Below are 15,112 nucleotides of genomic sequence, written 5' to 3'. Positions count from 1 at the left end.
CGACGAGAGGCTGGGCGCGGGCGCGCCCGCGGCCGCGCTACGCGCGCCGGCGCACCACGCCCGGCAACGCATAGCGGCCGGCCCCCGCAATCGCGATCGTGCCGAACAGGATCAGCAGCATCCACGCGAACTGCGCATCGCGCAGCGACCAGTCGGGATGGACGAACACCAGCGCGACGAGCGTGATGATCATCACCGGCAACGCGGCCAGCCGCGGCCATACGCCGACGATCATGAAGACCGGGCACACGACTTCCGCGAAGATCGCGAACAGGATCGATAGCGTGCGGCCGAGATGAAACGGATCCTCGATGGCGGCGGCTTCCGACGTGTAGTGAAGCACTTTGGGCAAGCCGTGAACCACGAGCAGCAGCATGCTGGCGGTGACGCGCAGGAACAGCAGGCCGAGGTCGGCCGCGTGGCGGGAAAGGTCGGATTCGGGAAGGTTCATGCGACGGTTCGTCCGGTTGGGCGGGCACGCGGCGGCACAGGAGGCGCCGCACGTGTCGCGACGCCCGCGTGGCGGACGGCGTCGCGATATCTCGGCGCGCGCACGGGATCGCCACGCAAGTGTGCCGGGGTGGCCGCGCCTTACGCCCGCACTCTACGCATGCCGCGTGCCCGTGTCCTTGCGCCCCGCTGAAACGTTCTGAAGCGCGGCACGCACCCCGCCCATCCGCCGTCAGCCGTCGCGCGCCGGCAGTTCCGCCTCGGCCGCATCGAAGCCGAGCGCGTGCACTTCCGACCACGCGTCGTGCACTGCCTGCGTCGATCCGGCCGTATGCGCGAGCGCCGCCGCATACGCGGCGAGCAAGCGCACGCGCGCATCGGCGGCCTCGGCCGTGGTGTCGGCATCGCGCATCGCATCGAGCGCCACGCGCGCCCGTTCGCGGCATTCGTCGACGAGCGACAGGTCGAACAGGCAAGGCACCGCGACGGCCGCGAGCGCGATGCCGAGCGTCGCATCGCCGTTCGCCGAGAATGCCCAGTCGAGCGCGGCACGCAGGTTGCCGAGCTCACGCCGCACCGCATCGAGCTGCGTGGGGCCGCCGTGCTCGCTGCCCCATGGGCCACCGCCATGCGCCGCCTGCCGGAACAACGCGAGGAAATAGCCGGCGTGCGCACGCGCGGCCGCCGCGCCGTCGCCGTGCGCGTCGAGCTGCTGCTGCGCATACGCGCGCGTGGTCGTCAGCAATCGGTAGCGCGGCGCGCCCTGTGCGGTCTCGAGGATCAGCAACGATTTCGATACAAGGCCCGCGATCGTATCGAGCAGGTCGGCGCCGGCCAGCCCGTTCGGGCCGACCACCGCGCGCACGGCCTCGATCGAGAAACCGTCGCGGAACACGCCGAGCCATCGCAACAGCCGGCGCTCGGCATCGCCCAGCAGCCGGTCGCTCCAGTCGTACATCGCCTGCAATGTCTGATGGCGCGGGAGCGCGGTGCGGAAACCACCCGTCAGCAGCCGGAAATGATCGTCGAGATGGGCAGCCAGCACGTCGATGCCGAGCACGGCGGCACGCGCCGCGGCCAGTTCGATCGCGAGCGGCAGGCCGTCGAGCCGGCGGCAGACCGACGCCATCAGCGACAGGCTGCGCGCATCGAGCGGAAAACGCGGATCGGCCGCGCGGGCGCGTGCGGCGAACAACTGCACGGCGCTCGCGCGCATCGCATCGTGATCGTCCGCGCCTTCGGCCGGCACGTCGAGCGGCAACACCGGGCACACGCGCTCGCCGTGGATGCGCAGCGATTCCCGGCTCGTCGCGAGCACGCACAGCCCGTCGTCCGCATCGGTCAGCGCGCTCGCGATCCGCGCCGCGGCGTCGAGCAGGTGCTCGCAATTGTCGAGCACGAGCAGCATCCGGCGGCGTGCGACCGCGGCGAGCACCGCTTCGAGCGTCAGCGCGCCGGTCGGCTCCGCGATGCCGAACGCGCCCGCGAGCGCATCCGGCACGAAGCGCGGGCACGCGACCGTCGCGAGCGACACGAACACGGTGCCCTCGGGAAAACGCGCGTCCGCGCGCGCGGCCGCTTCGATCGCGATGCGCGTCTTGCCGATGCCGCCCGCGCCGACCAGCGTCACGATGCGGGCGTCCTGCAACGCGGCCAGCACCTCGTCGACCATGCGTTCGCGGCCGAACAGCGCGCCGGGCGCGGCGGACGGCCGCGACATCGCGGGCCGCACGGGCGCGCCGCCGTCGTCGGGTTGCTCGATGACGAGCCGATAGCCGCGGCCCGGCACCGTCACGATCAGGTTCCGGTCGTCGGCCAGCGCCTTGCGCAGCGACGCGATGTGCACCTGCAGGTTGTTTTCTTCCACCACGGTGTGCGGCCACACGCGCTGCATGATTTCGTCTTTCGATACCAGTGCGCCGTTCGCCCGAATCAACAGCTCGAGAATCTCGAATGCGCGGCTACCGATGCGCAACAGCTTGCCGTTCGAACGAATTTCACGTCTGTCGAGAAAAACGTGAAGTGTTCCAATTCGGATCATCGCAATTTCTTGATGGTGACATTCAACGGTGCACGGTTTAAACCGCGCGCCGGTTTCGCGTCAATGCTACGGTATTTACGTAGCAGAATGATTCAAATTATCAGAATGAAACGATCGAATTTTTTGAAATGACGAAAAACGCCGCGACGATGTGCGGCACGCGCGTGGCCATGTGCACCGCCATGCGGCAAAAACGGCACGACAGCGCACGATTCATGTGCGAATTGCCGATTCGTTTGTAAATATGATTTACATATATCAGACGATATGATTGCCGGTTCTGAAAAATTCGACGTATTTTCCTTTTGATTCGGCCGGTCGAATCAGCGCAGGCTCCGCAGGTTGCGCCGGTACCGCATCGCGCTGCACCGATAGCGGAACGATTCCCGCTCCGAGCCGCCGTGCGATCGGGCCGGTGCAAACCGCGGCCATGCGTCGCGCGGTATCGCGCGAGCATGTCGCGGTCGCCTCCATTCCGCGGCTGGCGGTTTCACGATGCATCGCGCCGGTCGCAACCGGCGCGGCGCCGCGCTGCCGGCGTCATGGCCGGGACTGTCGCGCGGCGAACACGTCGAGCGCCGACGCCAGAATCATCTCGCGGCAGTTCGCCGGCCGTTTCGCACCGCGCCACTGGGGCTTGTAGATGGCATCGCCGACCCGGATCGTCCCGCCGGTGAGCGCGCACCGCCCGAGCCTGCGTGCCTTCGCGCTGATCCAGCGCTGCTCGTCGTAGCGGCAGTGCGTCGGGTCGCTCCACGACACCAGCATCGACGAATCGGTCTGCCGCTCGGCGGTGACGATCGCGCTGCGGCGGCGTATGTCGCCGCTCGACGGCGTCGGCGCGTCGCCGCGATGGCCGCGGCGCGGGCCGTCCGCCTGTCGCGCGCGCGGCAGCGGCATCGACCGGACGACCGCCATCGAAGGCGGCCCGAGCGACGTGATCATGTGCTCCCAGCGATTGAAGGCATCCATGGCGGCATATCCAGGCGAGTGACGGGCGGTGCGGGCGGTCGGATCCGTGCGCGCGGCGCGAACGGTGCGCGGATGATCCGATGTCGACGATAGTCGCCGCGCGCTGAAGAGTCCCGGTCGCGCGCTTAATTTTTCTGCAGCGCGGCGAATGTCCGTCCGCGACGCGGCGCGTTCAAGAAAATTCAGCCTGATTTCAGTACGGCGCGCGGCGCGCCGCGATACGCTCCCGACGGCTTTCGTACGTCCACGCGGCACGAACCGACGTGCGACGACGCAAGCAAACCGGCTGCCGGCGGGATGGCCGCGGCCGGTCGTCACCGATCCACCATCCCGCGCGGCATCGTTTCGCCGCATATTTCAGGAGTCCAGATGCACCCCGAACAGACCGACGCCGTTTCGTCGTCGCGCCGCCGCGACATGCTGCTTGCCGGCGCGACGGCCGTCGCGGCCGCCGCGCTGCCCGCGATGGCGGCCGCGGCCGGCACCCCCGCCCGTAGCGCCACTTCAGCCCACCCAGGAGCCCATTCGATGAACACGATCACCACCCAGGACGGCACGCAGATCTACTTCAAGGACTGGGGCACCGGCCGCCCGGTCGTGTTCTCGCACGGCTGGCCGCTGTGTGCGGACGCGTGGGACGCGCAGATGCTGTTCCTCGTGCAGCACGGCTATCGCGTGATCGCGCACGACCGCCGTGGCCACGGCCGTTCGAGCCAGCCGTCGCGCGGCAACGACATGAACACGTACGCGGACGATCTGGCCGCCCTGCTCGACGCACTGGACGTGCGCGAAGCCACGCTCGTCGGCCACTCGACGGGCGGTGGCGAAGTGGCGCGCTACATCGGCCGCCACGGTACGAAGCGCGTATCGAAGGCCGTGCTGATCGGCGCGGTGCCGCCGCAGATGGTGAAGTCGCCGACCAATCCCGGCGGCCTGCCGATGGACGTGTTCGACGGCATCCGCAAGAACGTCGCCGAGAACCGTTCGCAGTTCTACAAGGATCTCGCGGTGCCGTTCTTCGGGTTCAACCGCCCGAACGCCAAGCCGTCGCAGGGCACGATCGACGCGTTCTGGTCGCAGGGCATGATGGGCGGCATTCACGGCCAGTATCTGTGCGTGAAGGAGTTTTCCGAAGTCGACTACACGGACGATCTCAAGAAGATCGACGTGCCGACGCTCGTGCTGCACGGCGATGACGACCAGATCGTGCCGATCGACGATTCGGCGCGGCTGTCGTCGAAGATCGTCAAGCACGCGCAGCTGAAGGTGATCGAAGGCGGGTCGCACGGCATGTGCGTCGTGAACGCCGATCGCATCAACGCCGAGCTGCTCGCGTTCCTGCAGGCGTAAGCGCACCGTCTGCCGTCGCGGCGCACATACCGCTTCGGCAGACGTGCCGTTCAGGAATTTTCAGGAAGATTCAGCCGCGCCGCGCTCACTGCGCCCGCACCGGCCTCAACAGGAGGCCGATCAGCGCACCGGCGAGCGCGCACACCATCGCCACGCGGAAATTGTCGGCCAGCGCGAGCGTGGTCGCCTGCACGCGCACCGCCCGGTCGACGAGCGCGTACGCGGCCTGGCTGCCGGTCGCGACCGTGGCGCCGTGCGTCACCAGCGAGGTCGCACCGGCCCGCAGCCGCTCGAGCGTCTCGGGATCCGACAGCGACACATGCAGACCGACGAGATTCGAATGGGTACCCTCCCTGATCCGCTGAATCACCGCGATCGACGTCGTGCCGAGCTGCCCGCTCAGCAGGCGCGTCGTCTGCACGACCGCGCCGAACGTCAACGCGTGTTCGGCCGTCACGTGCTTGCCGAAGAAGAGGATCACCGACGTCAGCGCCATCGTCTGCCCGAGCGCCTGCAGCAGTTGCGACGGAATGAAGTCGGGTTCGGCCCACGCGGACGTGAGGCGTGCGCCGAGCGCGAAGGCGATCGCCACCGTCACGAAGCCGGCCACGATCAACCGGCGCGGATCGACGCGCTGCAGCAGCAGCGCGACGCAGGGCGCGAACAGCAGCTGCGGGATCGCGATCCAGCGCAGCGTATCGCCGATCTGCAACGGCCGCAGCCCGTAGGTGCTGGCGAGGAACAGCGACGGGATGAAGCTCGTATTGAGCACGGTGAAGCGCACGAGGCCGACGAGCACGATCAGCAGCGCGACGTTCGGCCGCGCGAGATAGCCGAGATCGAGGCCCGCGCGCGGCGACGCGAGCTCGTGAATCAGGAACGCGGCGACCATCAGGATGCCGAGCGCGAGCAGCACGACGATCAGCGGCGACTGCAGCCAGAACAGCCGTTCGCCCTGGTCGAGCGCGACGCACAGGCACGCGAAGCCGCCGGCGCCGAGCAGCATGCCGCGCGCATCGAGGCCGGACGCGAAGCGCTTGACCGGCTCGTCCGCCAGCGACAGCAGCAGGCACGCGATGAACGGCACCGTCAGCACCGCGTTCTGCCAGAACAGCCAGCGCCAGCTCAGGTGTTCGCTGTACCAGCCCTCGAGCGTGGCCGACAGGTTCAGCGACATCTCGAGATTCATCGCATACGCGGCGATGCCGAACGCAATGAGCCGCGGCGGCAGCGTCCGGACGACGAAGCCGACCGTCAGCGGGACGAACACGCCGGACGCGAGCCCCGCGATCGCCTGGAACACCACGAACGCGCCGAACTGCGTGCAGAGCGGCAGCACGGTTTCGGCACCGAGAAACACGACGGCGCCCGCGACCAGCACGCGGCGTGTGCCGAACATGAATGCCGCGGCGATCGCCAGCGGCCCGACGAACATCTGCGACGCGGTAAACGCGGTGTTGATCCACGCGCCTTCGTCGAAGCCGACGCCGAGCGCGCCGCGCACGTCGGCGAGCCCGAGCGACGTGATGCGCGAGGTCAGCGTCGCGATGACCGCGCCGAGCAGCACGGCCGCGATCGCGGCGATCGAGCGGAACGTCGGAATGTCCGGCGCCGCCGCCGGCGCGGCACGACCGGTCGCAAACGTGGTGTTCATCGTCAGGCGGCTCCCCGCTGTCAAGCTGGCGCAAGCATAACGCGATGCATCGAACCCTGCCCGTACGATGGAGTTTGTCGATCATGACCTCACCTTCCGCCGATACGCCGGCCGCCTCGGCCGTGCCGCCCGCCGCGCCCGTCCGCTCGCGCCGGCCGGCCATCGTCGCGATCGCCGCGATCGCGCTGCTGCTCGTCGCATTGCTCGTGTACGAGTTCGACGCGCGCGATCGCGGCACCGACGACGCATATGTGACCGGCCACCTGCACGTGATCTCGCCGCGCGTCGCCGGCACCGTCGAGCGCGTGCTCGTCGACGACAACCAGTTCGTGCACGCGGGCGACGCGCTCGTGCAGATCGACCGGCGCGACTTCGACGTGCGAGTCGCCGCGCAGCGCGCACGCGTCGCCCAGGCACATGCCGATGCGAGCCGCGCACACGCGCTGATCGAGCAGGCGGACGCGGCGCTCGTGTCCGCACACGCCGATGCGGAAAAGGCCGAACTCGATTACGCGCGTGCACGCGAACTGACCCGCGAGACGCCGCGCGGCCTGTCGAAGCAGGAGTTCGATGCGGCCGATGCCGCCCGCAAGTCGGCCCGCGCGCGCGTCGCGGCGGCCGATGCGCAACGGCGCAGCGCCGTCGCCGCCGCCGAGGCAGCCGATGCCGCGGCGAGCCAGAACGATGCCGAGTTGCGCGACGCGCTGCTGCAGCTCGGCTACACGGCGGTCGTCGCGCCGTCGGACGGCTACGTCGGCAAGAAGACCGTCGAGACCGGCGAGCACGTCGCGCCCGGCCAGGCGCTGCTCACGCTGGTCGAGCCGCACCCGTGGATCGTCGCGAATTTCCGCGAGACGCAGCTTCGGCGCGTACGCGCCGGCGATGCCGTGCAATTGCACTTCGATGCGCTGCCGCAGCGCACGTTCACCGGCCGCATCGACAGCCTGTCGCCCGCGACGGGCGCGCAGTTCGCGCTGCTGCCGCCCGACAACGCGACCGGCAATTTCACGAAGGTCACGCAGCGCGTGCCCGTGAAGATCCTGCTCGACGGCCCGGCTGCGACGGAGCCGCGCATCCGGCCCGGGCTGTCGGTCGTGGTCACGCTGCAACCCGGCGGCGAATCGCGATGAAGCGCGCCGCCGCCGTACTCGCCGCCAGCCTGCTCGCCGCGTGCTCGATCGCGCCGCAGCCGCTCGCGCCCGTGCCGGTCGGACACGACGGGTTCCGCCATGCCGATCCGTCGACCAATACGTCGCCCAATACGTCGCCCGCTACGCGCACGCCGTCGCTCGCCGCGTGGCCCGCGTGGTTCGGCGATCCGCAACTCGGCACCCTCGTCGACGCCGCACTCGCGCACAACCTCGATATCCGCGCGGCGGCCGCACGCGTCGACCAGGCGCAGGCGCTGCTCGGCGTGCGCGATGCCGCGCTGGCGCCGACCGTGCGCGTCGACCCGTCGTTCAGCCGCACGCGCGTCTCCGGCACGGTCGACAACGCGCTGCCGAAGCGCACGATGCACAACTGGTCGGTTCCCGTCGCCGCGAGCTACGAGGTCGATCTGTGGGGCCGCTTGCGCGGCGATGCGGACATCGGCGAACAGAACGTGCTGCAGGCGGCGGCCGACCGCGATGCGGTGCGTCTGCGGGTGGCGACCGAAGTGGCCGTCGACTACCTGACGCTGCGCTACGTCGACGACGATCTCGAGACGCTCACGCGCGCGATCGGGCTGCGGCGCACCGCGCTCGACGTGATCGCCGCCCGCGTGCGGGCCGGCGCGGCGAGCGATCTCGACGGGCTGCGCGCGTCGGCCGATCTCGATACCGCGCATGCCGATCTCGCGGAGAGCCGCCGGCTGCGCGAGAACCTCGTCGACGCCATCGCGGTGCTGACCGGCGTGTCGCCGACCGCATTCGACGTCGTCGCGCGCCCCGTGCCCGTGCAGGTGCCGGACGTGCCGGCAGGACTGCCATCCGCGCTGCTCGCCCAACGCCCGGACGTATTCGCGGTGGCACGGCGCGCCGATGCGGCGTCGCTCGAACTGGGCGTCGCGCGCACCGCATGGCTGCCGACGCTGACGCTGACCGCCGACGGCGGTTTCGCCACCCGCGACCTGCGGTCGTTTCTCGACCGCAACAGCTCGCTGTGGAGTCTCGGCGCGAACCTCGCGCTGACACTGTTCGACGGCGGCAAGCGCGATGCCACGGTGGCCGCCGCGCGTGCCGGCATGGACGCAGCCGACGCGAACTATCGCGCGATCGCGATCGGTGCGTTGCGCGACGTGCAGGACGCGCTCAACGACATCGCCGCGCAACAAGAGCGGATCGTGCGCTACGACGACGCGGCGCGCGCGACGGAGGCGGCCGCGCGGCTGTCGCTGGGCCGTTATGCGCATGGGTACGTCAGCTACCTGGAAGTCATCGACGCCGATCGCGATGCACTGAATGCGCGGCGCCAGCTGATTCACAGCCGGCAGGCGCTGGCCGTCGCGACGGTGAGTCTCGTGCGCGCATTGGGCGGCGGGTGGACGCCGCCGGCGCGCTCGGGTCGAACCGGGTGACGCGAAGCATGGCGGGCCGGCGCGTTCAGAACGTTTCAGCCCCCCTTCAGGAAATGAAGCGGGCGCCTCGGTAAACTGGCTGCACGAGCGACCGTGCAGGCGAGCCTGCGCGCCTTTTCGACCTCCGGAGTGACAACGTGGCCCCTGTTGCCCATCACCGCCGCGCCGCACCACTTCGCCTGGAGCCCGCATGAAGCACAAACGACTCTGGATCGGCGCGGCCGGCATCGCGATCGCGGCCTGCGCGGTCGCGATCGGCATCATGGTGCGGCCGTCGATCGCGCCGATCGATCCGCCCGCCCCTGCTTCGTTCGATCCGCAGCGAGTGCGCGCCGGCGCGCGCGTCGTCGCGCTGGGCGACTGCATCGTGTGCCACACCGCGAAGGACGGCAAGCCGTTCGCCGGCGGGCTGCCGCTCGCGACACCGTTCGGCACGATCTATGCGACCAACATCACGCCGGATCCCGATACCGGCATCGGCCGCTGGTCGCGCGACGCGTTCGCCCGTGCGCTGCGCACCGGCATCGGGCGCAACGGCCAGCCGCTGTACCCGGCGTTTCCGTACATTCATTTCACGAAGATGTCGGACGACGACATCGCCGCCGCGTATGCGTACCTGATGACACGCACGCCGGTTCGCGCGACGACACCGGCCAACGACCTGGTATTTCCGCTGAACTTCCGGCCGCTGGTCGCGTTCTGGAACGTGCTGTTCCTGCGCGAAGGCGCGTATCGGCCGGATCCCGCGCAGTCCGCGCAATGGAACCGCGGCCGGATGCTCGTCGACGGGCTCGGCCACTGCGCGTCGTGCCATTCGCCGCTGAACGCGATCGGCGGCGAGCAGCGCGGCCGCGCATTCGACGGCGGCATCGTCGACGGCTGGGAAGCGCCGCCGCTCAATGCGCTCGGCCAGGCCGCACGGCCGTGGACGCAGGCGCAGCTCGTCACGTACCTGCGCACCGGCCGCGCGAGCGAGCACGGCGCGGCGGCCGGGCCGATGCTGCCGGTCACGTGCGATCTCGCGACGGTGCCGGTGGAAGACGTCGAAGCGATCGCCGCGTACCTCCTGTCGATCCAGAAGCCGGCGAACGGGCATGTGGCCACGGCCGCCGCACCGACCGAACGCGCAGCGACAACGCCCGCCGCGCGGCGCGGCGCGGTGCTGTTCCAGGCATCGTGCGCGCAGTGCCACGGGCCGGCCGCGCCGATGCAATCGATCGGCGAGCGGCCGACGCTTTCGTTCAGCACGGCCGTGAACGCCGATACGCCGCGCAATGCGATCCAGATGATGTTCAACGGCATCGGCTGGCACGGCGAGGACACATTGAACTACATGCCGTCGTTCATCGACCAGTACGACGACGCGCAGATCGCCGATCTCGCCGCATACGTGCGCGCGACCTACACCGATCGCCCCGCATGGTCCGGCGTCGACGCGATGGCCGCGAAGCTCAGAAAAGAGGACACCGCCCGATGATTACCCTCACCGTCAACGGCGTGCGGCACACGCTGGACATCGATCCGTCCACGCCGCTGCTGTACGCGCTGCGCAACGACCTGCACCTGCACGGCGCGAAGTTCGGCTGCGGCCTCGGCCAATGCGGCGCCTGCACGGTGATCGTCGACGGCAAGCCGACGTTCTCGTGCCTGATGCCGGTGGCCGCGGTCGGTGCGCGCAGCGTGCGCACCATCGAGAGCCTCGGCACCGCCGAGCATCCGGGCCCGCTGCAGCGCGCGTTCGTCGCGCATCAGGCCGCGCAGTGCGGCTACTGCATCGCGGGGATGATCATGCGCGCGCAGGCACTGCTCGAGCGCAACCCGAAGCCGACCGAACAGGAACTGCGTACGCACATGGAGCCGAACCTGTGCCGCTGCGGCACGCACATGCGGATCCTCGCGGCCGTGCGCTCGGTCGCCGGGCTGCCGCCCCCCGAACCGGCTTCCGCTCCCGTCACGATCAGCAAGGGGCTGTAATGAATTCCCACGACGATATCGACGAAGGCCGCCGGCACTTCATCGTCTCCGGCGCGCTGTTCGTCGCGTTCACGCTCGCGCCTGCGTCGCGCGCGGCCGCGCAGTTGGTGATCGCCGACGAAGGCGCGGCCGTGCACGTGGCAAAAACCACCCAGACACTTGCGGGCAGCCTGAAAACAAATCCCTTGCTCGACGCGTGGATCAAGATCGCACCGGACGGCAAGGTCACCGTATTTACCGGCAAGGTCGAGCTCGGCACCGGCGTGCGCACCGCACTGCTGCAGGTGGCCGCCGAGGAACTCGACATGAAGCCGTCGCTGATCACGTTCCTGACAGCCGACACCGGCGCCTCGCCCGACGAGGGGTTGACTGCCGGCAGCCACACGATGGCCGACAGCGGTTCCGCGCTGCTGAACGCGGCCGCGCAGGTGCGTGCGCTGCTGGTGGAAGGCGCGGCGAAGCGCTTCGGCGTCGACGCGCGCACGCTGACGACCGCCGACGCAGTGATCAAGGCGCCCGACGGCCGCACGATGACCTACGGCGACGCGATCCGCACCGTCGACCTGCATCGCAACGCCGCGCCTACGTCGCCGCTGAAGAGCCCGGCGACGTTCACGGTGATCGGCACGTCGCTGCCGCGCGTCGACATCCCGAACAAGGTAACGGGCGGCGTCAGCTACGTGCAGGACATGCAGTTGCCCGGCATGCTGCACGCGCGCGTCGTGATGCCGCCGGTGTACGAAGCGAAGCTGCTGTCGTTCGATGAAGCGGCGATCCTGAAGCTGCCGGGCGTCGTGCGGATCGTGCGCAACGGCAGCATGCTCGCGGTGGTCGCGCAGGGCGAATGGCAGGCGGTGGTCGCGCAACGCGCGCTGGCCGCCGCGTGCCGCTGGTCGCCGGGCCGCACGCTGCCCGATCGCGCCACCGTGCACGCCGACCTGAAGCGGATCTCGACGCAGCGCATCGAGATCGCCAACACGCACACGACCACCGCGCCGGCCGTGAAAACGCTGAACGCGACGTTCCTGAAGAACTACCTGCTGCACGGCTCGATCGGGCCGTCGTGTGCGGTCGCGCATCTCGAGAACGGGTCGATGACGGTGTGGACCCATTCGCAAGGCGTCTACCCGCTGCGCGACGCGCTGGCCGAGATGCTGTCGATGCCGAAGGCGAGCGTGCGCTGCATTCACACCGAAGGGTCCGGCTGCTACGGACACAACGCGGCGGACGACGCCGCCGCGCACGCGGCGCTGATTGCCGCCGCGATGCCCGGCAAGCCGATTCGCGTGCAGTGGATGCGCGAGCAGGAACATACGTGGGACCACTTCACGCCGGCGATGGTGACCGAGGTCAGCGCTTCGCTCGACGCGAGCGGCCGCATCGTCGACTGGAACTACGCGCTGTGGAGCAGTTCGCACAACGAGCGGATCGTCAACGCCGGCCGGCTGCTGCCCGCACGCATGCTCGAGCCGCCATTCGTGCCCGCGCCGTCGACGCCGATGCTGCAGCCCGAAGGCGGCGCCGACCGCAACGCGATTCCGCTGTATGCGCTGCCGAACCAGCACATCGTGAACAATTTCTCGCCGACGATGCCGCTGCAGACGTCCGCGATGCGCTCGCTCGGCGCACACACCAACGTGTGGGCGATCGAAAGCTTCATGGACGAACTCGCGCACGCGGCCGGTGTCGATCCGGTCGAATTCCGGCTACGTCACATGGAAGACCATCGCGCCCGCCAGGTGATCCAGCTTGCGGCGAAGCACTTCGGCTGGCCGCGGCCGCCGCGCGCGCGCAACCGCGGCGTCGGCTTCGCGTTCGGCAAGTACAAGAACCTGATGGCGTACGTCGCGATCGCGGTCGAGGTGTCGGTCGTGCCGGAAACCGGCCAGGTGACGCTCGAGCACGCGGAAGCCGCCGTCGACGCGGGGCAGGTCGTGTCGCCGGACGGGATCCGCAACCAGATCGAGGGCGGCATCGTGCAGGCCGCGAGCTGGACGCTCTACGAGGCGCTGAAGTACGACACCGAACGGATTCGCAGCTTCGACTGGAGCAGCTACCCGATCCTGCGCTTCTCGGCCGCCCCGCAGAGCGTGAAGGTCCACCTGATCAATCGCCCGGGCGCGCCGTTCCTCGGTGCGGCCGAGGCGTCGATGGGGCCGACCGCCGGCGCGCTGGCCAACGCGATCTTCGACGCGACCGGCCAGCGCATGCGCGAAATGCCGTTCGCCGGCGACGCGCTGAGACAACGCATCGACGCATAGCAATCCGGTCGCGCCCGCTACGCGCGCCCGACACACCCGACAAGACGGACGGCGCCGGCATGCACCGGCGTCGCGACCCAACAGGACTGGAGCCCTCCCGACAATGGATACCTTGCTTTCGATGCGCGTGTTCACGCGCATCGTCGAAACCGGCAGCTTCACGCGCGCATCCGACACGACCGGCCTCACGACGCCGCGCGTGTCCGCGCTGCTCAGCGCGCTCGAACAGCACCTCGGCTGCCGGCTGCTGAACCGCACGACGCGCCGCATCTCGCTGACCGAGGACGGCCAGGCGTACTACGAACGTTCCGTCGCGGTGCTGCGCGAAATCGACGACATGGAGGCGTCGGTCTCGCAGGCGCGCAACGTGCCGCGCGGCCGGCTGAAGGTGAACCTGCCGCCGGCGATGGCCAAGCAGGTCGTGGTGCCCGCGCTGCCCGCGTTCCTCGACGCCCATCCGGGCATCATGATCGAGCTCGGCGTGACCGACCGGCAGATCGATCTCGTCGGCGAAGGCGTCGACTGCGTGGTGCGCATCGGCGCGCTCGACGACTCGGGGATGATCGCGCGGCGCATCGGCAGCCTGACCACCTGCACGTGCGCGTCGCCCGCGTACCTGGCACGGTGCGGCGAGCCGGAGACCGTCGACGATCTCGCGCAGCACGTGGCGGTCAGCCACATCTCGGCCGATACCGGGCGCCCCCGCGTGTGGGACTACGTCGTCGACGGCGAGCCGCGCGTCGTGCAGATGTGCGGCACGGTCGCCGTCAACGATGCGGACAACTACATCGAGTGCGGCATCGCGGGCATCGGCCTGATCAAGACGTCGCTGTATCTCGTCGAGCCCTATCTGAAATCGGGCCGGCTGCGCGAAGTGCTGACCGATTTCAACGCGCCGGCCCGGCCGATCTCGGTGCTGTATCCGCCCAATCGCCACGTGCCCGTCAAGCTCAAGGTGTTCGTCGACTGGCTCGCGGGCCTGTTCGAGCAGATTCCGACGCTGCAGGGCAAGCGCGGCTGACCGGGAGCGGCGCCTCGCGGCACGGGTCGTCGCGTCCCCATCGAGATACCGCGGCGCGCGCGGCCGATTCCCGCGCGATGCAACGCCGCCGTCACGCGTCGTTCCAGCGCGCCCCCAGCACGCGCCCGCAGAAATTCGGCCGCTGGAAATCCGGATCGGCACGTTCAAGCACGTCGGCGCTCCACGTGCCGAACGTCGACTGCGGCCGATGCTCGACGCCGCGCGCGACCGCGGCAAGGAAGGTTTCGCGAAATCCGCTGCCGCGCGGGTACGCCGCGAGCAGCGCGGTGCGCTCGTCGGCGGTGTAGCTGTCGAAATCGGTTGCCATCAGATCCGTCGACACGGCGCGGGCCAGCACGCGGGCGAGCGGCGACGCACGCGCGGCCACACCGGGCGTCGTATGCAGCGCGATCGCGTGCCATACGTCGTCGCGCATGCTGCGCGCGCGCCGATGCCGCACCAGCAGCGCGTGCGCGGCATCCGCGCCGTCGAGCTCGTAGCGTTCGGGCGAGCGGCAGTAAGCGGGGCTCAGCCCCATGTTCGCGTACATCGCGGCGACGTACAGCGCATCGGCATCGCACCCTTCGCCCGCGCGCCGCGCGGCGAGCGACGCGAACACGAACACGCGCGCGGCATGATCGGCGAGCGCGGCGGGCAACGCTGCGCGCGCCGCGTCGGCTGCCTCGACCGCAAGCGTCGTGCGCGGAATGCTGACGCCGGCCACTTCGTCGGCGGTCGACGGTGCGCGCGTGTGCGCAACGTTCATCGTGTCTCCTTCGTGTCCCGTGCACGGGACGAAAAATCGTTCAAGGCAAACCCGCGCGATGTGGTG

General features: G+C 69.6%; 13 protein-coding genes. 7 read left to right on the top strand and 6 right to left on the bottom strand.

The annotated features are described in order from the left end of the window. Positions 1 to 37 precede the first annotated feature (37 nt). From G3N96_RS33535 to G3N96_RS33520, 4 genes are all read right to left on the bottom strand, one after another. Positions 38 to 451, bottom strand: a complete 414-nt coding sequence (locus G3N96_RS33535; protein WP_124579222.1) for a DoxX family protein — start codon at positions 449 to 451, stop codon at positions 38 to 40. A gap of 231 nt (positions 452 to 682) precedes the next feature. Next, positions 683 to 2,491: a winged helix-turn-helix domain-containing protein gene (locus G3N96_RS33530; RefSeq protein ID WP_206139877.1), complete on the bottom strand. Its 1,809-nt coding sequence runs from the start codon at positions 2,489 to 2,491 to the stop codon at positions 683 to 685. 258 nt (positions 2,492 to 2,749) lie between these two features. After that, positions 2,750 to 2,992, bottom strand: coding sequence for a hypothetical protein (locus G3N96_RS33525; protein ID WP_206139876.1), 243 nt, complete (start codon positions 2,990 to 2,992; stop codon positions 2,750 to 2,752). Positions 2,993 to 3,031: 39 nt separating this feature from the next. Beyond that, positions 3,032 to 3,463 carry a DUF3331 domain-containing protein gene (locus G3N96_RS33520; protein WP_206139878.1) on the bottom strand — a complete coding sequence of 144 codons (432 nt, stop codon included), beginning with the start codon at positions 3,461 to 3,463 and terminating at the stop codon, positions 3,032 to 3,034. A 369-nt stretch (positions 3,464 to 3,832) separates the two neighbouring features. Between G3N96_RS33520 and G3N96_RS33515 the strand changes: the two genes are divergently transcribed. Next, a complete protein-coding gene (locus tag G3N96_RS33515) occupies positions 3,833 to 4,813 on the top strand; it encodes an alpha/beta hydrolase (protein WP_206139875.1) in 981 nt (326 codons plus the stop codon). Positions 4,814 to 4,898: 85 nt separating this feature from the next. On the opposite strand, the gene G3N96_RS33510 is transcribed toward G3N96_RS33515, so the two are convergent. Beyond that, a complete protein-coding gene (locus G3N96_RS33510; RefSeq protein WP_206139874.1) occupies positions 4,899 to 6,467 on the bottom strand; it encodes an MFS transporter in 1,569 nt (522 codons plus the stop codon). A gap of 83 nt (positions 6,468 to 6,550) precedes the next feature. Here G3N96_RS33510 and G3N96_RS33505 point away from each other — a divergent pair, with 83 nt between their 5' ends. The 6 genes from G3N96_RS33505 (at position 6,551) to G3N96_RS33480 (ending at position 14,280) form a co-directional block, all read left to right on the top strand. Then, on the top strand, positions 6,551 to 7,597 hold the full coding sequence (locus tag G3N96_RS33505; RefSeq protein ID WP_124579230.1) for an HlyD family secretion protein: 1,047 nt from the start codon (positions 6,551 to 6,553) through the stop codon (positions 7,595 to 7,597). Continuing rightward, positions 7,594 to 9,024 (top strand): efflux transporter outer membrane subunit, encoded by a 1,431-nt coding sequence (locus G3N96_RS33500; RefSeq protein WP_206139873.1) that lies wholly within the window; start codon positions 7,594 to 7,596, stop codon positions 9,022 to 9,024. The genes G3N96_RS33505 and G3N96_RS33500 overlap by 4 nt, the downstream gene beginning before the upstream one ends. Before the next feature lie 190 nt (positions 9,025 to 9,214). Continuing rightward, entirely contained in the window at positions 9,215 to 10,501 is a 1,287-nt protein-coding gene (locus tag G3N96_RS33495; RefSeq protein WP_206139872.1) for a cytochrome c, read from the top strand. Then, positions 10,498 to 10,998 (top strand): (2Fe-2S)-binding protein, encoded by a 501-nt coding sequence (locus G3N96_RS33490; protein ID WP_124579236.1) that lies wholly within the window; start codon positions 10,498 to 10,500, stop codon positions 10,996 to 10,998. The genes G3N96_RS33495 and G3N96_RS33490 overlap by 4 nt, the downstream gene beginning before the upstream one ends. Beyond that, complete coding sequence (locus tag G3N96_RS33485; protein ID WP_206139871.1) at positions 10,998 to 13,259, top strand: molybdopterin cofactor-binding domain-containing protein; 2,262 nt, start codon at positions 10,998 to 11,000, stop codon at positions 13,257 to 13,259. The genes G3N96_RS33490 and G3N96_RS33485 overlap by 1 nt, the downstream gene beginning before the upstream one ends. Before the next feature lie 103 nt (positions 13,260 to 13,362). Next, a complete protein-coding gene (locus G3N96_RS33480) occupies positions 13,363 to 14,280 on the top strand; it encodes a LysR family transcriptional regulator (protein WP_089444081.1) in 918 nt (305 codons plus the stop codon). Between the two features lie 91 nt (positions 14,281 to 14,371). Here the strand turns inward: G3N96_RS33480 and G3N96_RS33475 are convergent, their stop codons facing one another. Next, the gene (locus tag G3N96_RS33475) at positions 14,372 to 15,046 is read right to left on the bottom strand and encodes a phosphohydrolase (protein ID WP_206139870.1); all 675 of its coding nucleotides are present in this window, start codon (positions 15,044 to 15,046) and stop codon (positions 14,372 to 14,374) included. Between the last annotated feature and the right edge of the window lie 66 nt (positions 15,047 to 15,112).

The organism is Burkholderia sp. Se-20373 (assembly GCF_017104705.1).
In the GTDB taxonomy this organism is placed as follows: Bacteria; Pseudomonadota; Gammaproteobacteria; order Burkholderiales; family Burkholderiaceae; genus Burkholderia.
The sequence above is the reverse complement of the archived record's forward strand: the minus strand, read 5'-3'. Positions and strand labels throughout refer to the sequence as shown.